General features: G+C 72.3%; 18 protein-coding genes. 11 read left to right on the top strand and 7 right to left on the bottom strand.

Going from position 1 to position 17,393, the window contains the following annotated elements; translation table 11 throughout:
* Nucleotides 1-40: 40 nt before the first annotated feature.
* Nucleotides 41-1,057, bottom strand: coding sequence for a conjugal transfer protein (locus tag K4S16_RS21960; protein ID WP_235036977.1), 1,017 nt, complete (start codon nucleotides 1,055-1,057; stop codon nucleotides 41-43).
* A 492-nt stretch (nucleotides 1,058-1,549) separates the two neighbouring features.
* Nucleotides 1,550-2,641 carry a redox-regulated ATPase YchF gene (ychF, locus tag K4S16_RS21965; RefSeq protein ID WP_149260894.1) on the bottom strand — a complete coding sequence of 364 codons (1,092 nt, stop codon included), beginning with the start codon at nucleotides 2,639-2,641 and terminating at the stop codon, nucleotides 1,550-1,552.
* A 153-nt stretch (nucleotides 2,642-2,794) separates the two neighbouring features.
* On the opposite strand from ychF, the gene rmuC reads away from it, so the two are divergent.
* The 4 genes from rmuC (at nucleotide 2,795) to K4S16_RS21985 (ending at nucleotide 6,318) form a co-directional block, all read left to right on the top strand.
* Complete coding sequence (gene rmuC, locus K4S16_RS21970; RefSeq protein WP_235036978.1) at nucleotides 2,795-4,180, top strand: DNA recombination protein RmuC; 1,386 nt, start codon at nucleotides 2,795-2,797, stop codon at nucleotides 4,178-4,180.
* Complete coding sequence (locus K4S16_RS21975) at nucleotides 4,177-4,776, top strand: DUF6542 domain-containing protein (RefSeq protein ID WP_149260895.1); 600 nt, start codon at nucleotides 4,177-4,179, stop codon at nucleotides 4,774-4,776. The genes rmuC and K4S16_RS21975 overlap by 4 nt, the downstream gene beginning before the upstream one ends.
* 95 nt (nucleotides 4,777-4,871) lie before the next feature.
* Nucleotides 4,872-5,450 (top strand): TetR/AcrR family transcriptional regulator, encoded by a 579-nt coding sequence (locus tag K4S16_RS21980; RefSeq protein ID WP_149260896.1) that lies wholly within the window; start codon nucleotides 4,872-4,874, stop codon nucleotides 5,448-5,450.
* Between the two features lie 19 nt (nucleotides 5,451-5,469).
* Nucleotides 5,470-6,318, top strand: a complete 849-nt coding sequence (locus tag K4S16_RS21985; RefSeq protein WP_149261227.1) for a haloalkane dehalogenase — start codon at nucleotides 5,470-5,472, stop codon at nucleotides 6,316-6,318.
* A 49-nt stretch (nucleotides 6,319-6,367) separates the two neighbouring features.
* On the opposite strand, the gene K4S16_RS21990 is transcribed toward K4S16_RS21985, so the two are convergent.
* Entirely contained in the window at nucleotides 6,368-7,330 is a 963-nt protein-coding gene (locus K4S16_RS21990; protein WP_149260897.1) for a 4-hydroxy-3-methylbut-2-enyl diphosphate reductase, read from the bottom strand.
* Nucleotides 7,331-7,470: 140 nt separating this feature from the next.
* Between K4S16_RS21990 and K4S16_RS21995 the strand changes: the two genes are divergently transcribed.
* Nucleotides 7,471-8,394, top strand: coding sequence for a hypothetical protein (locus tag K4S16_RS21995; protein ID WP_149260898.1), 924 nt, complete (start codon nucleotides 7,471-7,473; stop codon nucleotides 8,392-8,394).
* A gap of 206 nt (nucleotides 8,395-8,600) precedes the next feature.
* Here K4S16_RS21995 and K4S16_RS22000 read toward each other — a convergent pair whose 3' ends face one another.
* The gene (locus tag K4S16_RS22000) at nucleotides 8,601-9,026 is read right to left on the bottom strand and encodes a MarR family transcriptional regulator (RefSeq protein WP_308800808.1); all 426 of its coding nucleotides are present in this window, start codon (nucleotides 9,024-9,026) and stop codon (nucleotides 8,601-8,603) included.
* A 144-nt stretch (nucleotides 9,027-9,170) separates the two neighbouring features.
* Here K4S16_RS22000 and xseA point away from each other — a divergent pair, with 144 nt between their 5' ends.
* Nucleotides 9,171-10,379, top strand: coding sequence for an exodeoxyribonuclease VII large subunit (gene xseA, locus K4S16_RS22005; RefSeq protein ID WP_149260899.1), 1,209 nt, complete (start codon nucleotides 9,171-9,173; stop codon nucleotides 10,377-10,379).
* Nucleotides 10,380-10,435: 56 nt separating this feature from the next.
* Nucleotides 10,436-10,672, top strand: coding sequence for an exodeoxyribonuclease VII small subunit (locus K4S16_RS22010; RefSeq protein WP_149260900.1), 237 nt, complete (start codon nucleotides 10,436-10,438; stop codon nucleotides 10,670-10,672).
* 3 nt (nucleotides 10,673-10,675) lie between these two features.
* Here the strand turns inward: K4S16_RS22010 and K4S16_RS22015 are convergent, their stop codons facing one another.
* Entirely contained in the window at nucleotides 10,676-11,461 is a 786-nt protein-coding gene (locus K4S16_RS22015; protein WP_235036979.1) for a DUF4245 domain-containing protein, read from the bottom strand.
* A 20-nt stretch (nucleotides 11,462-11,481) separates the two neighbouring features.
* Nucleotides 11,482-12,147, bottom strand: a complete 666-nt coding sequence (locus K4S16_RS22020) for a TetR/AcrR family transcriptional regulator (RefSeq protein ID WP_149260902.1) — start codon at nucleotides 12,145-12,147, stop codon at nucleotides 11,482-11,484.
* Nucleotides 12,148-12,360: 213 nt separating this feature from the next.
* On the opposite strand from K4S16_RS22020, the gene glpX reads away from it, so the two are divergent.
* Nucleotides 12,361-13,395, top strand: coding sequence for a class II fructose-bisphosphatase (glpX, locus tag K4S16_RS22025; protein WP_149260903.1), 1,035 nt, complete (start codon nucleotides 12,361-12,363; stop codon nucleotides 13,393-13,395).
* A gap of 9 nt (nucleotides 13,396-13,404) precedes the next feature.
* On the opposite strand, the gene K4S16_RS22030 is transcribed toward glpX, so the two are convergent.
* A complete protein-coding gene (locus tag K4S16_RS22030; protein WP_235036980.1) occupies nucleotides 13,405-14,016 on the bottom strand; it encodes a DUF1707 domain-containing protein in 612 nt (203 codons plus the stop codon).
* Nucleotides 14,017-14,100: 84 nt separating this feature from the next.
* On the opposite strand from K4S16_RS22030, the gene K4S16_RS22035 reads away from it, so the two are divergent.
* The 3 genes from K4S16_RS22035 to K4S16_RS22045 all read left to right on the top strand — a co-directional run bounded on the left by K4S16_RS22035 (nucleotide 14,101) and on the right by K4S16_RS22045 (nucleotide 17,211).
* Complete coding sequence (locus K4S16_RS22035; RefSeq protein WP_149260905.1) at nucleotides 14,101-15,069, top strand: ABC transporter ATP-binding protein; 969 nt, start codon at nucleotides 14,101-14,103, stop codon at nucleotides 15,067-15,069.
* Complete coding sequence (locus tag K4S16_RS22040; protein ID WP_149260906.1) at nucleotides 15,066-15,878, top strand: ABC transporter permease; 813 nt, start codon at nucleotides 15,066-15,068, stop codon at nucleotides 15,876-15,878. The genes K4S16_RS22035 and K4S16_RS22040 overlap by 4 nt, the downstream gene beginning before the upstream one ends.
* A 103-nt stretch (nucleotides 15,879-15,981) precedes the next feature.
* The gene (locus K4S16_RS22045) at nucleotides 15,982-17,211 is read left to right on the top strand and encodes an MFS transporter (protein ID WP_149260907.1); all 1,230 of its coding nucleotides are present in this window, start codon (nucleotides 15,982-15,984) and stop codon (nucleotides 17,209-17,211) included.
* Nucleotides 17,212-17,393: the final 182 nt, after the last annotated feature.

The following is a 17,393-nucleotide window of genomic DNA, read 5'->3' on the forward strand; positions in this document are numbered from 1 at the left end:
CGGTCGGGCTGGGGGTTCGTCGTGTTCACTTCGCGGCCTCTCATGATGCGCTCGGTTGCGTGGTGCCGCGAATGTCCTGGACGAGCCAGGTCGTTCCCTTCTTCACCATGGCGATCTGGTAGCTCTGCTCGAGCTCGCCGCCGCCGCCCCCGGCGGGCTGCCACACCACGGTCGCGGTGACGGTGCGCGAGCCCCCGGGCCCCTTCGGCGCGACGACCTCCTTGACCTGGACGAAGGTGACGGAGTTGGCCAGGCCGGCGATGGTCGTCCCGTTGGAGAAGCGGGACAGGGCCGCCTGGTTGCCGGTCGCGTACTCCTGGAAGAAGGTGCCGAGGAAGGGCTGGAGCTCGGTCTCGAGGGCCGTGTCGCGGTCCTGGACGCCGTCCTGGGGAAGCTGCGCCTTGGTCGGAGGGGGGAGCAGGGCGGGACGGGCGGAGACGACCAGCGAGCCGCTCCGGTCGGCGTACACCGGGACGGCGAGGCGGAGCCAGCGGTCGGCGGTGCGGGCCAGGAGCGTCACGGTGGCGTTGTTGGCGTCGCGGGCGTCGACGCCGGCGACCTGGACGGACTGCACCTGCATCTTGCCCACGCCGTTCCACCCGTACTGGGCGTCGGCGCCGTCGGGCAGGAAGGTCTTCAGCTGCGCCTCGCGGGCGGGTGCGGTCTTCTGGTCGTAGTTGAGGTAGACGTTGGCGAACTGGAGGGCGAACGCGCCCGCGGCGCTGCTCGGGAACCCGGCGTTCTTCGGGGGCTTGGACGGGGTGCCCGCGCCGCCGGCCTTCTCGGCGGAGGTGAACCGCTCGAACGGGGCGCGGACGCCGTTGACGAGGATGACGATGATCAGCGCCCACAGCACGGCGCGGCCGACCCAGACCCACCAGCGCCCGCCGGAGCCGCCCCAGCGGCCGCCGCCGCGCGAGCCGCCGCCTCCGGACCCGCGGCCGTGGTCGGGCAGGTCCCACGGGTCGGCGGACGACGCGAGCGCCCGGCCGGGCGCCGCGGTCTCGTCGACGACGGCGGTGTCACGGCCGCGTCCCACGGCCGACCTGCGAGCCATCCTGCCTCCGCTCGCGCCTCGCCCCCGGTCGGCGCGGTCCTGTGTGCTGGTCATGTCCGGTGGCTTTTCTGAACCCACCTCGGGCCCAGGGTAACCACGGGCGTCAATTGTTCCAGCGCATCCCGGCGAAGCACAGCCCCGGCACGCGGTTGTGGATAATGCAATCCACCTCAGCAGGAACGGGGAAGATTGCCAAACGGTGACGTTCCCCTATCCGGGCCTCCGAACGGCGCGCCGGCCCCGGTACCGGACAAGCGCGGCGCCTCGGGGAGTTGCTTGGTCACGGGATGGCGTCGGCGACCGCAATCCGCTTCCCGAAAATATGGGACATAGCGTTATATTTACGACACTCAACGCCAAAACACGCAGCTCACAGAGCACAGGGGCCCGAACGGCCTCGCGTGTCGCCAAAATCACATGGGGCGCCGCCCGACACGGCCGCGCCGGAACCCTGGCCGGCCGCGGCCCCACCGCTCGCCTACGGCATCATCGTCAGACGTTGAAGCGGAACTCCACGACGTCGCCGTCCTGCATGACGTAGTCCTTGCCCTCCATGCGGACCTTGCCGGCCGTACGGGCGGCGGCCATCGAGCCGGCCGCGGTCAGGTCGTCGAAGGAGACGATCTCGGCCTTGATGAAGCCGCGCTGGAAGTCGGTGTGGATGACGCCGGCGGCCTCCGGCGCGGTGGCGCCCTTGCGGATCGTCCAGGCGCGCGCCTCCTTGGGCCCCGCCGTCAGATAGGTCTGGAGGCCGAGGGTCGCGAACCCGATCCGGACGAGCTGCGACAGGCCGGACTCCTCCTGCCCCATCCCCTGCAGCAGTTCGAGCGCCTCGTCGTCGGGCAGCTCGATCAGCTCCGCCTCGATCTTGGCGTCCAGGAAGATCGCCTCGGCGGGGGCGACCAGGGTGCGCAGGCGCTCGCGCAGGGCCTCGTCGGTCAGCTCGCTCTCGTCCAGGTTGAAGACGTAGAGGAACGGCTTGGCGGTGAGCAGGTGCAGCTCGCGCAGGAGGGCGAGGTCGACTCCGGCCTGCTCGGCGCCCGCGAACAGCGTGACGCCGTCGTTCAGGAGCTTCTGCGCGGCGTTGACGGCCTCGACGACGGCGAGCTTGTCCTTGTCCTTCTTGGTCCGGGCCTCCTTGTCGAGGCGCGGCAGCGCCCTCTCGATCGTCTGGAGGTCGGCCAGGATCAGCTCGGTGTTGATCGTCTCGATGTCGCGGGACGGGACGACGTCGCCGTCCACGTGCGTGACGTCCGGGTCCTCGAACGCCCGGATGACCTGGCAGATCGCGTTGGTCTCCCGGATGTTGGCGAGGAACTTGTTGCCGAGCCCCTGCCCCTCGGACGCGCCCTTGACGATGCCCGCGATGTCGACGAACTCCATCGTCGCCGGAATGATCTTCTGCGAGCCGAACACCTCGGCGAGCACGGTCAGCCGGTGGTCGGGCACGCCGACCACGCCGACGTTGGGGTCGATGGTCGCGAACGGGTAGTTGGCGGCCAGCGCGTCGTTCTTGGTCAGCGCGTTGAAGAGGGTCGACTTGCCGACGTTGGGCAGCCCGACGATTCCGATGGAGAGGCTCACGGCGGTCAAGTTTATGGCGCGCGCGGACCCCTCGGGCTGCCCGGAACCTCCGCACGGCCTCCCCTTGGTGAACACTGGGCCAAATGTCCGGTGACGCGGGGCATCCCGGCGCGTCGCGGTCGCCGATCGCGGGCGCGCTGCCACGATGAACGGATGGACCTCGCGCTGTTCGCCGGACTCCTCGTCGGCGCCGTCTTCGGCGCCGTCGCCGGGTACGCGCTCGCGACGGGCCGGCAGGGCGCGCTGATCGCGCGGGCGCGGGCGGCCGAGGAGAAGCTCGCCTACGCCGAGGAGCGGATGGCCGAGCACTTCGAGAACCTGTCGGCGAAGGCCCTGGACGCCAGCAACCAGCGGTTCCTGGAGCTGGCTGACGCGCGGCTCAAGGCGGCGGGCGTCGAGGCCGCCGGGGAGCTGCAGCGGCGGCAGCAGGCCGTCGAGCACCTGGTCGCGCCGCTCAAGGAGACGCTCGCCAAGGTGGAGGAGCAGCTCCGCGAGGTGGAGACGGGCCGCCGCGAGTCGCACGCCATGCTGGCCAAGCAGGTCGACTTCGTCCGGCAGAGCTCCGACCAGCTCCGGCGCGAGACGCAGTCGCTCGTCCGGGCGCTGCAGCGGCCCGAGGCCAGGGGGCGCTGGGGCGAGCTCCAGCTCCGCCGCGTCGTGGAGCTGGCCGGGATGACGCACCACTGCGACTTCGACGAGCAGGCCAGTTCGGTGACGGCCGACGGCACGGTCCGCCCCGACATGGTCGTGCGGCTGGTCGGCGGCAAGAACATCGTTGTCGACTCCAAGGTCTCGCTGGCCGCCTACCTGCAGGCCGCCGAGAGCGGCGACCCCGTACGGCTGGACGCGCACGCGCGGCACCTGCGCGACCATGTCGACCGCCTGTCGGCGAAGTCGTACTGGCAGGCGTTCAGCCCGGCGCCGGAGTTCGTCGTGCTGTTCATCCCGGGCGAGGCGTTCCTGGCGCCCGCCCTGGAGCGCGACCCCGGCCTGCTGGAGTACGCGATGAGGCGGCGGGTGCACATCGCCACGCCGACCACGCTCGTCACGATGCTGCGGACGGCGTCCTATGCCTGGCAGCAGGCGGCCCTCTCGCGCAACGCCCGCGCCGTCTTCGAGCTGGGCAAGGAGCTGTACGAGCGGCTGGGGACGATGGGGCAGCACGTCGACGAGCTCGGCCGCGCGCTGACCGGGGCGATCAAGTCCTACAACCGGACGGTCGGGTCCCTGGAGACGCGCGTCCTGGTCAGCGCGCGCAAGCTGAACGAGCTCGGAGTGGTGGACGACGGCCTGGAAAGCCCCCATCCTGTCGAGGAGAGCCCCCGCGCCCTCTCCGCGGCCGAACTGACCGCATACGACGAACTTTTCGACGACGAGGACCATCTGCCTGATCGGGAGCAGACCCTGCGCGGTCCCGCCGCGGGAGCGGCGGGCCTCGGCGGGCACGTCCCCGAGCAGGGCGATCCGCGGAACGTCCGTGACCGGAGCGGGCCGGGGCGTGTGGGGGGTCCGCCTCCCACGGGGAAGAGGTGGCGATGAGTTCATCGACGGTACGCGACGCGCCGGGCGGCGCCTCGCCGTCCCCGGAGCGTCCGGCGCGGCGGCGGCGCGGCGGTCCGCCCCGGTCGGACTCGCCGGGCCCGGTCACGCTCACCGGGCGCGGCGGCATCGTGGTCATGTTCGCCGCCGGGGTGCTGTGCGGGCTGCTGTCGCGGTGGTTCGACGTGCCGCTGCTCGCCGGCGCCGGGTTCGCGATCGGCTGCGCGCTCGCCGCGTTCGCGACGCGTCCCGCCGACCTGCTCACGCTCGTCGTCAGCCCGCCGCTGGTGTTCCTCGCCGCCACGCTCACGGTCGTGTTCACCACCGCCCTCGGCGGCGGCTCGCTGCTGCGCGCCGTCACCGTGGGCGTGTTCACCGCGCTCGCCGCCACCGCGCCGTGGCTGTTCTTCGGGACGCTGCTCGTGGTCGTGATCTGCCTGGCCCGCGGCGTCATGACGAACGCGCGGGAGCTGCACGACAAGCTGGTCGGGGTCCGGCTCTTCGAGAAGGAGGAGAACGAGAACCCCGTCCGGTGGGACGAGACCCCCGCCCCGGACCGGGACCGGCGCCGCCTCCCCCACGACGAGGACGACTGACCCGGCCGGCCGGGCCGCGGCTGAGAAGAGTTCCGCAACGCCCAGTGCCGTGACCTGGCTTGACGAACTCAATACGTTCGTACATATTGCTCAACATGGCCAGACCATCGAACAAGGAGCAGATCCTCGACGCGGGTCTCGAGGTGGTCCGGCGGCGCGGGTTCACGGCCGCCGGCGTCCGGGAGATCACCTCCGCGGCCTCGGTGCCGCAGGGGTCGTTCACGAACCACTTCGCCTCCAAGGAGGCGTTCGGCCTGGAGATCCTCGACCGCTACTTCGCGGACGTGCGGTCGCTCACCGCCGAGACGCTCGGCGCCGAGCGGGACCCGGTCGAGCGGCTCCGCGGCTACTTCGACGCGATCATCGACCGGCTGGAGGCCCGGGGATGGCGGCACGGCTGCCTGGTCGGGAACCTGAGCCTGGAGTCGGCCGAGCACAGCGAGGCCATCCGGACGCGGCTCGCCGAGATCTTCGCCGAGTGGCGGGCGCCGTTCGTCCACTGCCTCGAAGAGGCGGCGGCGCAGGGGCGGATCACCCTCACGGTCCCCGCCCCGGACCTGGCCGACTTCCTGCTGGCCTCATGGCAGGGCGCGATCCTGCGCATGAAGGTCGAGCGCACCCCCGAACCGCTGCACCGCTTCAAGGACGTCGTCTTCACGACGGTCCTGAGATGACCAGGAGAACCCCGTGCCCATGACACCCGTGCTCGGCACCGAAATGCACCACACCGAATCCGGCTCCGGCGACCCCGTCGTCTTCCTGCACGGCAACCCGACCTCGTCCTATCTGTGGCGGAACGTCATCCCCCACGTGTCGGACCTCGGCCGGTGCCTCGCGCCCGACCTCGTCGGCATGGGGCGCTCAGGCCCGGCGCCCGCGTACCGCTTCACCGACCACGCGCGCCATCTGGACGCCTGGTTCGACGCCATGGGGCTGACCACGGACGTCACCCTCGTCCTGCACGACTGGGGATCGGCGCTCGGCTTCCACTGGGCCGCCCGCAACCCCGGCCGGGTCAAGGCCATCGCCTACATGGAGGCCATCGTCCAGCCGCGCCTGTGGACGGACTTCCCGCCGGGCCGGGAGGAGCTGTTCCGCGCCATGCGGTCCGAGCGGGGCGAGAAGCTGGTGCTCGAGGAGAACTTCTTCGTCGAGACGGTGCTGCCCCGCAGCGTCGTGCGCGTCCTGACCGAGGAGGAGATGGACGCCTACCGCGCCCCGTTCCGCACGCCCGAGTCGCGCCTTCCCACGCTGGCCTTCGCCCGCGAGCTCCCGATCGACGGCACTCCGGAGGACGTGGCCGAGATCGTGGAGGCCTACGGCCGCTGGCTCGCCGAAACTCCCGTTCCCAAGCTGTTCGTCGCGGCCGAACCCGGCGCCCTGCTCGTCGGCCGGGCGGCCGAGTTCGCCCGTACCTTCCCCAACCAGCGGGAAGTGACCGTCAAGGGCGTCCACTACCTGCAGGAGGACTCGCCGGACGAGATCGGCGAGGCGCTCAGGAGCTTCCTGCTCGACCTTCCGGCGCCGGACTCCGGCCGCTGACGCCCGCGGGCCCGGCGGGACGTCCCGCCGGGCGCTCGTCCCGGCGGGACTAGACGGGCGTGATGCGCAGGTCCTTGCGGAGCTCCTTCGGCAGGGAGAAGCGCATGTGCTCCGGAACGGACTCGATCTCCTCGGCCTCGCCGTAGCCGCGCTCGGCGAGCCACGCCAGGACCCCCTGGACCAGCTCGTCCGGGACGGACGCGCCGCTCGTGACGCCCACGGTGGTGACGCCCTCCAGCCAGGCCGGGTCGATGTGCTCGGCGTAGTCGACGAGGTAGGCGGCGTCGGCGCCGTGCTCCTTGGCGACCTCGACCAGCCGGACGGAGTTGGAGGAGTTGGTCGACCCCACCACGATGACGAGGTCGGCCTGCGCCGCCATCTCCTTGACCGCGACCTGCCGGTTCTGGGTGGCGTAGCAGATGTCGTCGGACGGCGGGTCCATCAGCTTGGGGAACCGCTCGCGGAGCTTCTCGACGGTGGCGACGGTCTCGTCCACCGACAGCGTGGTCTGCGACAGCCACGCGACCTTCTCGGGGTCGCGAACGCGCACGTTGGCGACGTCGCCGGGGCCGTCGACGAGGTGGATGTGGTCGGGGGCCTCGCCGGTGGTGCCGATGACCTCCTCGTGGCCCTCGTGGCCGATCAGCAGGATGTCGTAGTCCTGGGCGGCGAAGCGGACCGCCTCCTTGTGGACCTTGGTCACCAGCGGGCAGGTCGCGTCGATGGTGCGCAGGTTCAGGCCCGCGGCCTCCTGGTGCACGACGGGCGCCACGCCGTGGGCGGAGAACACCACGATGGAGCCCTCGGGGACCTCCTCGGTCTCGTCCACGAAGATCGCGCCACGCTCCTCCAGCGTCTTCACGACGTGCACGTTGTGGACGATCTGCTTGCGGACGTAGATCGGGGCCCCGTACTTCTCCAGGGCGATCTCGACCGTCTGCACGGCCCGGTCGACGCCCGCGCAGTAACCACGCGGCTTGGCGAGCAGGACACGGCGCTGGGTGGAGGTCATGGCTCCATCGTACGAGGGGCGGGGCTGTGACCGACTCCACGGCACGCTTTGCCAGAATTCCATTCACCCCGCGTGACCAGGGTTGCACCGATGGGGCAGAGTGAGTGGGGACGGAGACGAGGCAGGAAGAGGAACATCCGATGAGGAAATCGCCGCGCCGCCTCAGTGAGCAGGTCCGCGACAACCTGGGGGAACAGGTCCGGGATCTCCCGCTGCACGCCGTCCGGCTGGCCATGTTCGGCGTCGGCCGGGCGCTGCTGCTCACCGACCGGGTGACCAGGGACTACAAGGAGATCACCGAGGGCGGCGGTGTGAAGCCGGTGATCGGCCGGCTCCGCGACGACGTCCAGCACACGGCCGGGAAGGTCGTCGGGCTGGTCGCCGAGCGCGTCCGCGGTGAGGAGCCCGAGGCCGAGCCCGAGCCGGTGCCCGCACGCCGCACCAGGACGGCCGCCTCACGCACGGCCGCCACGAGCACGGCCGCCGGGGGCACCGCCACCGAGGAGATCTCGGTCGGCAAGCCCGGCGGCGGGACGCGCCACACGCCGAAGCACGCCCGCCCCGGACCGCCGCCGAAGCCCGCCAAGCCGGGCGCGCTGGGCAGGCACCACGCCAAGGCGGAGGGCGCGGCCGGTCCGGTCGCCCAGCCCGCGCCGAAGCCGGTGCCGTCCGAGCCGAAGCCGGAGCCCGCGCCGCAGGCCGAGCCCGCCCCGAGCCCGAAGGCCGCCGAGCCCGGGCCCGCCAAGCCCGAGCCAAAGCCGGCCGAGGCCGCGAAGGGCAAGGCCGAGGAGGGCGAGGCCCCGGAGAAGAAGGTCGACGAGGCGGCGTTCGAGCCGAAGCCGGAGGCCAAGCCCGCCGCGCAGGCGGAGGCCGAGCACATCGCCGAGGACCTCCCGGTCCCCGACTACGACAGCGCCACGCTGCCGCAGCTGCGCGCGCGTCTGCGCGGGCTGTCCGCCGACCAGGTGAAGCTCCTGCGCGAGTACGAGCGCAAGCACGCCGGCCGCGAGGACGTCATCCGCATGTACGAGCGCCGCATCGCCAAGCTCAACGGCCTGAACTGACCGGCCCGTTCAGGCAGCAGGGAACGGAAGAAGCCCCCCGAGGAAACCTCCGGGGGGCTTCTTCCGTTCTCGTCAGCGGACGGCGGCAGACTAAGCATTCGCTGACGCTGATGTCGGCGGATCAGCTTGGTGCGGCGAGACCTGGCTCGGCGTGGCGTCCAGGTTCGCCGAGGGCTTCGCGTGCATGGGTACCTTCGTGTACGGGTTCAGGGTCCGCCGAAGAGCTTGTCGAGGGCGGGCAGCGCCGCGGCCACGGCCGCGCGCTCCTCGTCCGTCAGCTCCGCGAACCGCTCGGCGAGGAAGCCGATCCGGCGCGCGCGACCGGCGGCCAGCCGGTCGCGTCCCGCCCCGGTGAGCGAGGCGGTGACGACGCGGGCGTCGGCGCCGTTCCGGCCGCGCGCCACGAGCCCGTCGCGTTCGAGCCGGTTGATCTGCGCCGTCATGGTCGGCAGCCGGACGCCGTGCTCGGCCGCCAGCTCGGTCATCCGCCGCGACCCGTGCTCCAGGGAGCCGAGCACGGACAGCTGCTGGCTGGTGATCGGCTGGTCGGCGCTGACCCGCCGGAGCATCAGCACGACGTGGCGCAGGCACCGGTTGAGCCGCTCGGCGAGCTCGCGTTCGGATGCGGTCACGGTCTCTCCTTGAAATTACTTAGCTAGTCTAAGTTAGCTTGACTAATGTTCTGTGGCTGGGGACGTGTCTCTTCGGTCAAATGGATTCTGGCGGTGGGAGCGGCGGGCGGAACGGCGGCGCGGCCCGCGCCGTAGGCTGCCTGCATGGCGATGGAGACCACGGCCGAGTCCCCGGTTCCGGTGCGGACCGTCCTGCAGGCGGTCAGCGGGTGGATCGGCAGGCTCGGCCGGATCTGGGTGGAGGGCCAGATCACCGACCTCAACGCCCGCGGCGGGACGGTCTACATGACGCTCCGCGACCCGGTGGCGAACATGTCGGTGCGGGTCGTCGGCCCGCGCGCGGTGTTCGAGGCCGCCGGACCGGCGGTCACCGACGGGGCCCGCGTCGTCGTGCACGCCAAGCCCGACTTCTGGATCAACCGCGGAACGTTCTCGCTCAGCGTGCTGGAGATCAGGCCGGTCGGCGTCGGCGAGCTGCTGGCCCGGCTGGAGCGGCTCAAGCGGGTGCTGGCCTCCGAGGGGCTGTTCCGGCCCGAGCGCAAGCGCCCGCTGCCGTTCCTGCCCGGCCGGATCGGGCTGATCTGCGGGCGCGACTCCGACGCCGAGCACGACGTCCTGCAGAACGCGCGGCGGCGCTGGCCGGCGGTGGCGTTCCGGGTCGAGAACACCGCGGTGCAGGGCTCGTACGCGGTCGGCGAGGTCATGGAGGCGCTGCGCGCGCTGGACGCCGATCCCGAGATCGATGTGATCATCATCGCGCGCGGCGGCGGCGCGATGGAAGACCTGCTGCCGTTCTCCGACGAGGCCCTCGTCCGGGCGGTCGCCGCCGCCCGCACCCCCGTGGTCAGCGCGATCGGGCACGAGCAGGACAGCCCGCTCCTGGACCTGGTCGCCGACGTCCGCGCCTCCACCCCGACCGACGCCGCGAAGAAGGCCGTGCCGGACGTGCGGGAGCAGCTCCAGCTCGTCCGGCAGCTGCGCGACCGGGGGCGGCGGTGCCTGTCCGGCGCGGTGGAGCGGGAGCTGGCCTGGCTGCGGTCGGTGCGCTCGCGGCCCGCCCTGGCCGACCCGGTGCGGGAGATCGAGCGGCAGGCCGAGCAGGTCGCGGCGCTGCGCGACCGGACCCGGCGGTCCCTGTCGGGCGCGCTGGACCGGGCCGAGGACGAGCTGGGGCACACCCGCGCCCGGCTGCTCGCCCTCTCCCCCGCCGCGACGCTGGAGCGCGGGTACGCGATCGTCCAGCGGGAGGACGCGTCGGTCGTGCGCGAGTCGGCGGGGGTCAAGGACGGCGAGCGCCTCCACGTGCGGCTGGCCGACGGGCGGCTCGGCGTGACCGTGACCGGGCGGGAGTGAACCGTGGATGCCGACCGGGGGACGGGCCGTCTCCCCGGGGATGAGAGGGTGGGCCGGTGGCGGACGAGAAGGGGACGGCGGAGAAGCCGTCGTACGAGCAGGCACGGGACGAGCTGGCCGAGGTCGTCAAGCGGCTGGAGGCCGGCGGCCTGACGCTGGAGGAGTCGCTCGGCCTGTGGGAGCGGGGCGAGAGGCTCGCCGCCGTCTGCGAGGAGTGGCTGGAGGGCGCCCGCGCCAGGCTGGCCGCGGCCCTCGAACGGCCCGACAACGGCGACGCCGCCGCCCCGTTCTAGGGGTCAGGACGCCGGCGTGGCCGTCGCCGGAGGGGGAGGTCCGCCGGTCTTCGCCTGCTCCTTGAGCGACCCGGCCAGGACCGCCAGCTCCGCGTAGGACGCGGTGCCGGTGACGACGAGGCTCACCCCGTTCGGGAGCGTCCGGGCGAGGGTGTTCGCCTTCTTGTCCTTGCGGTGGTACTTGGTCCAGGCGACGCCGTTCACCTGCTGCGTCCCGACCGGCTGGCTGCTGTTGGCCATGCGCGGGACGAACTCCGACGCCTTCTCGTTGCTCTGCTCAAGCGCCGCGTACTGCTCGCTCGGCGTCACGAAGCCGAGGTGCCAGGCGACGGGGTCCTTGCCGCCGGAGCCCAGGCCGTGCACCCGCGAGCTGTTGGGCCGCCAGTGGATGGGGAGCCCCTCCGGGGCGTAGACGGTGTAGGGCGCGTCGTTGCGCATCGCCCACAGCTGCGAGCCGTAGTCGACGGTCGGCAGGACCTCCTTGTCGCTGCGCGGCGTGATGACGTAGATCGCCAGCACGAGCAGCAGGCAGGCGCCCATCGCCATGGTGAAGCCGCCGAGCCCCGTGGTCAGCCGCTTGTACACGCCGGGGCTCACCTCGACCACGGGCCGGCCGGCCGGCGCGCCCGTCCCGCGCGGCTCCTCGGAGGAGCCGTCGCCGGGCCGTTCCGCCGATGCCGTCCCGGGCCGCTCCGCCGGCGCGTCCGCGCCGGGCCGTTCGGCGGGCGCGTCCGGCTCGGGCCGGGCGGCCTCGGCGTCCGGGGCGGAGGATGGGGTCTTGTCGGTCACCCCTCCAGGATCCCGCACGCTCAGCGCTGCTCCGTACCGGGGTTCCTGATCGTGCCGACGATGGCCATGATCTTGTCGGCGAGCCGGCGGGCGGCGTCCTCGTCGTCCAGCAGTGAGATCTCCGACACCGCGCCCGCCATCGCGCCGGTCAGCACCGTGACCAGGGCCTCGTCCACGCCGCCGTCGGCGGTGTGGAACAGGGCCGCGTTGCGGCGTGCCCACTTGTTCAGGCGCTGGCGCATGACCCGGTCGAACCCTGGGGGGCCGTCGCCGGAGATGAACAGCCGGGCGACGTCCCGCTCGTCCAGGCATCCGTTGAGGTAGGCGCCCGCGCCGGCGATGAACTGCCGCATGGGGTCGGTCTCGCCCGCCTCCCGGACGGCGCTGATCGCCTCGCGGGTGCGTTCCTGCTGGCGTCCCTGGAAGTCCTCGAACAGCGTCAGGTACAGGTCGGCCTTGCCGTTGAAGTGGTGGTAGAGGCTGCCCACGCTGGCGCCGGCCTTGGCGACGATGTCGGTCACCGCGGCCTGGGCGAAGCCGGACTCGCAGAAGACGTCCCTGGCCGCGGCCAGCAGTGCGCCGCGCGTGGCGGCCCCGCGGTCGGAGGTCCGCGTGGGGACAGCCGCGGGCCGCGCGCCCCCGTTCTGTGTCACCCCGCCGGACGGGACGTCGATGTCGCTGCTCATGACGCCTGAGATTACGCCCTCTCCCAGGGGGAAACGATCCCTTGTCCGTGCCGTAGTGGATTCACGGCTCCGCACCGTACCCGTCGACCGTGCCCGGATACCGCTTCCATCCGTGCCCGGATGTCCGCGGCCCGGCTGGTCTGGTCCAATTTGTGGCTTGCCATCCGGTCCACGGAGAATCCGAGGCACCACCGACCGAAGGGGCTGCCCCGCATGTCCGATGAGACCACCGTTTCCTCCCCCCTCGCCACCGAGCCGGCGGCGCCGGACCGCAACCTCGCGATGGAACTGGTCCGGGTGACCGAGGCCGCCGCCATGGCCGCGGCCCGCTGGGTCGGGCGGGGCGACAAGAACGGCGCCGACGGGGCCGCCGTGAACGCGATGCGCCAGCTGATCAACACGGTCTCCATGCGGGGCGTCGTCGTGATCGGCGAGGGCGAGAAGGACAACGCGCCGATGCTGTTCAACGGCGAGGAGGTCGGGGACGGCTCCGGCGCCGAGTGCGACGTCGCGGTGGACCCGGTGGACGGGACCCGGCTGACCGCGCTCGGCATGAACAACGCCATCGCGGTGCTGTCGGTGGCGCCGCGGGGGTCGATGTTCGACCCGTCCGCGGTGTTCTACATGGAGAAGCTGGTGACGGGCCCGGAGGCGGCGGACGTCGTCGACATCGAGCGCCCGATCGCCGACAACATCCGCGCCATCGCCCGCGCCAAGGGCTCCTCGCCGCACGACGTGACGGTCTGCATCCTGGACCGGCCGCGCCACGAGGGCATCGTCAAGGAGGTCCGGGAGGCCGGGGCGCGGATCAAGTTCATCATGGACGGCGACGTGGCCGGCGCGATCATGGCGTCCCGGCCGGGGACCGGCGTGGACCTGCTGCTCGGCATCGGCGGCACCCCGGAGGGCATCATCGCCGCGTGCGCGATCAAGGCGCTCGGCGGGGTGATCCAGGGCCGGCTGTGGCCGCAGGACGACGAGGAGCGGCAGAAGGCGGCCGACGCCGGCCACGAGCTGGGCAGGGTCCTCACCACCGACGACCTGGTGACCTCCGACGACGTGTTCTTCGCCGCCACCGGCATCACCGACGGCGAGCTGGTCGACGGCGTCCGCTACAGCAAGGGCACGGCGGTCACGCACTCGCTGGTCATGCGGTCGCGCAGCGGCACCATCCGGACGGTCTCCAGCGAGCACCAGCTGAGCAAGCTGCGCGCCTACAGCGCGATCAACTTCGACACGGCGGTGTAGGCCGCGGCCCTACCGGCCGCGGTTGAGGCGGTTGCGGACGCGGGTGCGCAGCGGGAGCCTGGGGGCGCGCGCCCGCACCGAACCGAAGATCATGGTGCCGCTCACCTCGATGGTGGGGCCCTCGTCCGCGGGGCGGGCCCGCAGGTCGCGGGTGCTGAGGATGGTGCGCCCCGTGACGTCCACGCGGACGCCCTCGGGGACGAGGAGCCGGATCCGGCCGCCGAGCACCAGCGAGTCGACCACGATGTGGCGGCGCTGGAGGACGGCCTCGCGCAGGTCGAGCTCGACCGTCCCGAACAGGGCGAGGAGCGGGAGCTTGACCGGGACGACCCAGCGCCCGTCGCGGCGGGTGCGGCCGAAGAAGACCGAGACCGGGCGGTCGTCCACGAGGATGGGCTGCGCCTCCTCGGGGCTGAGGTCGCCGGTGAGCCCGGTCAGCTCGCCCAGGGTGCGGGCGGCGTAGGCGCGGGAGGTGCGCTCGGAGTGCTCCTCGATGGTGAGCCGCCCGTCCGCGAGGGCCTCGCCCAGGACGGCGGCGACGCGTTCCCGGTCGGCGTCGGACGCGCGCAGGTCGCGCACATTGGTGACCTTCTCGGCCGCCGGGCGATGGGGGACGTCCACAAGGAAGAGGGTAGCCGCCGCCGGGGACGGCCCCGCGGGAAAACCGGTGGGGATTCGTCCCTCGCCGTACCTAGTGTGAGGGGTATGACCTTGCATCGTGCCCGGACCGGGCCGACCGCGGACGCGGCCGACCGCGAGGGCGCCGCCGCGCCGGCGATCAGCCTCCGCGGCGTCGTGAAGCGGTTCGGCGACTTCACCGCCGTCGACGGGCTCGACCTGGACGTCCCCGCCGGGGTCTGCCTGGGGCTGCTCGGCCCGAACGGCGCCGGCAAGTCGACGACGATGAAGATGCTGACCGCGCAGGCGATCGCCGACGAGGGCGCCATCCGCGTGCTCGGTTTCGACGTCCCCCGGGAGTCCAAGCGCGCGCGGGCCGTGATGGGCGTCGTCCCGCAGCAGGACAACCTCGACGAGGAGCTGACCGCGCGCGAGAACCTGGAGGTGTTCGCCCACCTGTACCGGGTGCCGCGCAAGGAGCGGCGCAAGGCGGTGGACGACGCGCTGGCGATCGCGCACCTCACCGAGCGGCAGCTGACCAAGGTGGACGACCTGTCCGGCGGCATGCGGCGGCGGCTGCTGATCGCGCGGGGGCTGGTGCACCGGCCCGCGCTCGTCCTGCTGGACGAGCCGACCGTGGGCCTCGACCCGCAGGTGCGGGCCGAGCTGTGGGGGCTGATCGACGGGCTGCGCGCCGGCGGCACGACCGTGCTGATGTCGACGCACTACATCGAGGAGGCCGAGCGCCTCGCCGACGAGTGCGCGCTGATGTCGCACGGCCGCGTCATCGCGCGGGGCACGCCGTCGGCGCTGGTCGCCGAGTACGCGGGCGGGCAGGTCGTCGAGCACTACGGGCCGCCGGACCGGCTGGCGGAGGTCGAGCGGCTGGCGAGGGCGGCCGGGCTGCCCACCCGCCGGACCGGGCCGTCGGTGTCGGTGCTGAAGGCCGAGGCCATCCCGCCCTCGCTGGAGGACGATCTCGGCCCGGACGGCGTCCGCCGCGCCTCCAACCTCGAGGACGTGTTCGTCGTGCTGACCGGGGAGCGTGTGGAGTGACCGTCCAGGAGGAGACGGCCGAGGCGGTGCGGGCGCCGCGGCTGCGCCGGTTCGAGACGGCCCCGGTCCGCGGGATCTGGCGGCACGAGCTGGCCCTCTTCAAGAGGTACTGGAAGTCGACGTCGTTCGCCTCGATGGTGGAGCCGACGTTCTTCCTGCTGGCCTTCGGCTACGGGTTCGGCTCGATGGTCGCGATGATCGGCGACTACCGCTACCTGGACTTCGTCGCGACCGGCGTCGTCGGGACGGCGGCGCTGTTCACCTCGGTGTTCCCGGGGATGTTCAACGGCTACATCAGGCGCGTGTTCCAGCACACCTACGACGCGATGCTCGCCGCGCCCGTGGACGTGCACGAGCTGGTGACGGCCGAGGCGCTGTGGATCGCGGCCAAGTCGGCGGTGTACTCGTGCACGCCGCTCGTCGTGGCGCTGTTCTTCGGCCTCGACCCCTCCTTCGGGATGCTGCTGGTGCCGTTCGTGACGTTCTTCACCGCGCTCGGCTTCGGCCTGTTCGGCATGTGGACGTCGTCGGTGGTGCCGTCGATCAACTCGTTCGACTACGTGATCACCGGCGTGGTGACGCCGCTGTTCCTGATCGCCGGGACGTTCTTCCCGGTCGACGCGCTGCCCGGCTGGGCGCAGAAGGTCTCCTACCTCAACCCGCTGTACCACTGCGTGCAGCTGGTCAGGGACGCGGTGTTCGGCCTGCACCCGCTCGCCGACCTCGGGCACCTGGCCGGGCTGGTGGCGTTCGCCGCGCTGATGTGGATGATCGCCGTGCGGGGCATGCGGCGGCGCCTCATCGACTGACGCCTCCCGCCCATTGACCTGGGGCGTACCCTGTCCCTACGCTGACGCGAATCTTCTTCACATTGCGTCTTCTTACGGTGCGCAGCCAGAGAGGTCGGGGCGCATGAGCGAGGGCACCACCGCCCGGGACCGCAGGGCCCGGTTCGCCGCGTACACGGCGTTCGCCGTCCAGGGGCTCTGCTTCGCCTCACTGGTGACGCAGGTCCCCAAGATGCAGGAGGCGCACGACCTCAGCGACGCCACGCTGTCGCTGGTGCTGCTCATGGTGCCGCTGGTCGCGGGCGTGGGGAGCGTCGCCTCCGGCGCGCTGTTCCAGCGGCTCGGCAGCGGCCCGGTGCTGCGGTTCTCCCAGCCCGCCGTGGCCGTCACGATCGCCCTGATCGGCCTCACGGGCGACAACGACCTCGCCCTGTACATCACGGTCGCCGCCTTCGGCCTGTTCGTCGGCGCGGTGGACGCGTCGATGAACGCGCAGGCGATCGCCGTCGAACGCCGCTACGGGATCAGCCTGATCACCGGGTTCTACGCGGTCTGGAGCGTCGCGGGGATCCTCGGCGGCCTGTGGGCGTCCCTCGCCAACAAGCTGGACCTGTCGCTGTTCACCGGCTTCGCCATCGCCGCCGCCGTCGGCATCGCCGCCTCGCTCGCCACCGGCGGCCGCCTCTACCGCCGCGCCGAGGAGGGGGACGGCCCCACCGCCGAGGAGCTCAAGGCCGCCGGGCGCAGCGTCCCGTGGCGGCCGATCCTGGTCGTGGGCGCCGCGATGGCCGTCGCCTACCTGGCCGACTCGGCGATCTCCAGCTACGGCGCCAAGTACTTGGACGACGAGCTGTCCGCGAGCGACTGGGTCGCCCCGCTCGGCTACGTCGCCTACCAGGTCACCATGGTCGTCAGCCGCACCGTCGCCGACCTCGCCGTCCGCCGCTCCGGCGCCGTCCGGGTGGTGCGGATCGGCGGCGTGGTCGGCATCCTCGGCATGGCCGGCGTGGTCGCCGCCCCGAACGCGGCCTTCGCGATCGCCGCGTTCGCGCTCGCCGGCCTCGGCCTGAGCGTGATCGCCCCGGTGTCGTTCTCCGCCGCCGGACGGGTCGACCCGACCGGCCTCGGCGTCGCCGTCTCCCGCGTGAACATCTTCAACTACGTGGGCTTCGTCCTCGGAGCCGCGGTGGTGGGCGCCATCGCCCCGCTGAGCGCCGACCACGGCCTGCGCCTAGCCTTCATCATCCCGACCTTGCTGGTCCTGGTCGTCTTCGCCACGGCAAAGGGCTTCAACCCGACACCACTCCCAGGCGCCCGCCCCGACGCCCCAGCGATGGAACGCCCCATGGCGTGATTGGCGCTCTTGGAGTGGGCCTGAGCGAGGGCGCGGGTTGGGCGGCCGGAAGGCGCTCTAGCGCCTGGAGGCCGCCCGACCCGCCGAGCCGGGCGACCGCAGCGCCACGCAACAAACCCGCACGGGCACGAGAACCGAAACCGTGGCGTGAGGATCGCCCGGCTCGCAACGGGGGTTCCAGG

It is taken from the genome of Actinomadura sp. K4S16 (assembly GCF_008327685.1).
In the GTDB taxonomy this organism is placed as follows: domain Bacteria; phylum Actinomycetota; class Actinomycetes; order Streptosporangiales; family Streptosporangiaceae; genus Spirillospora.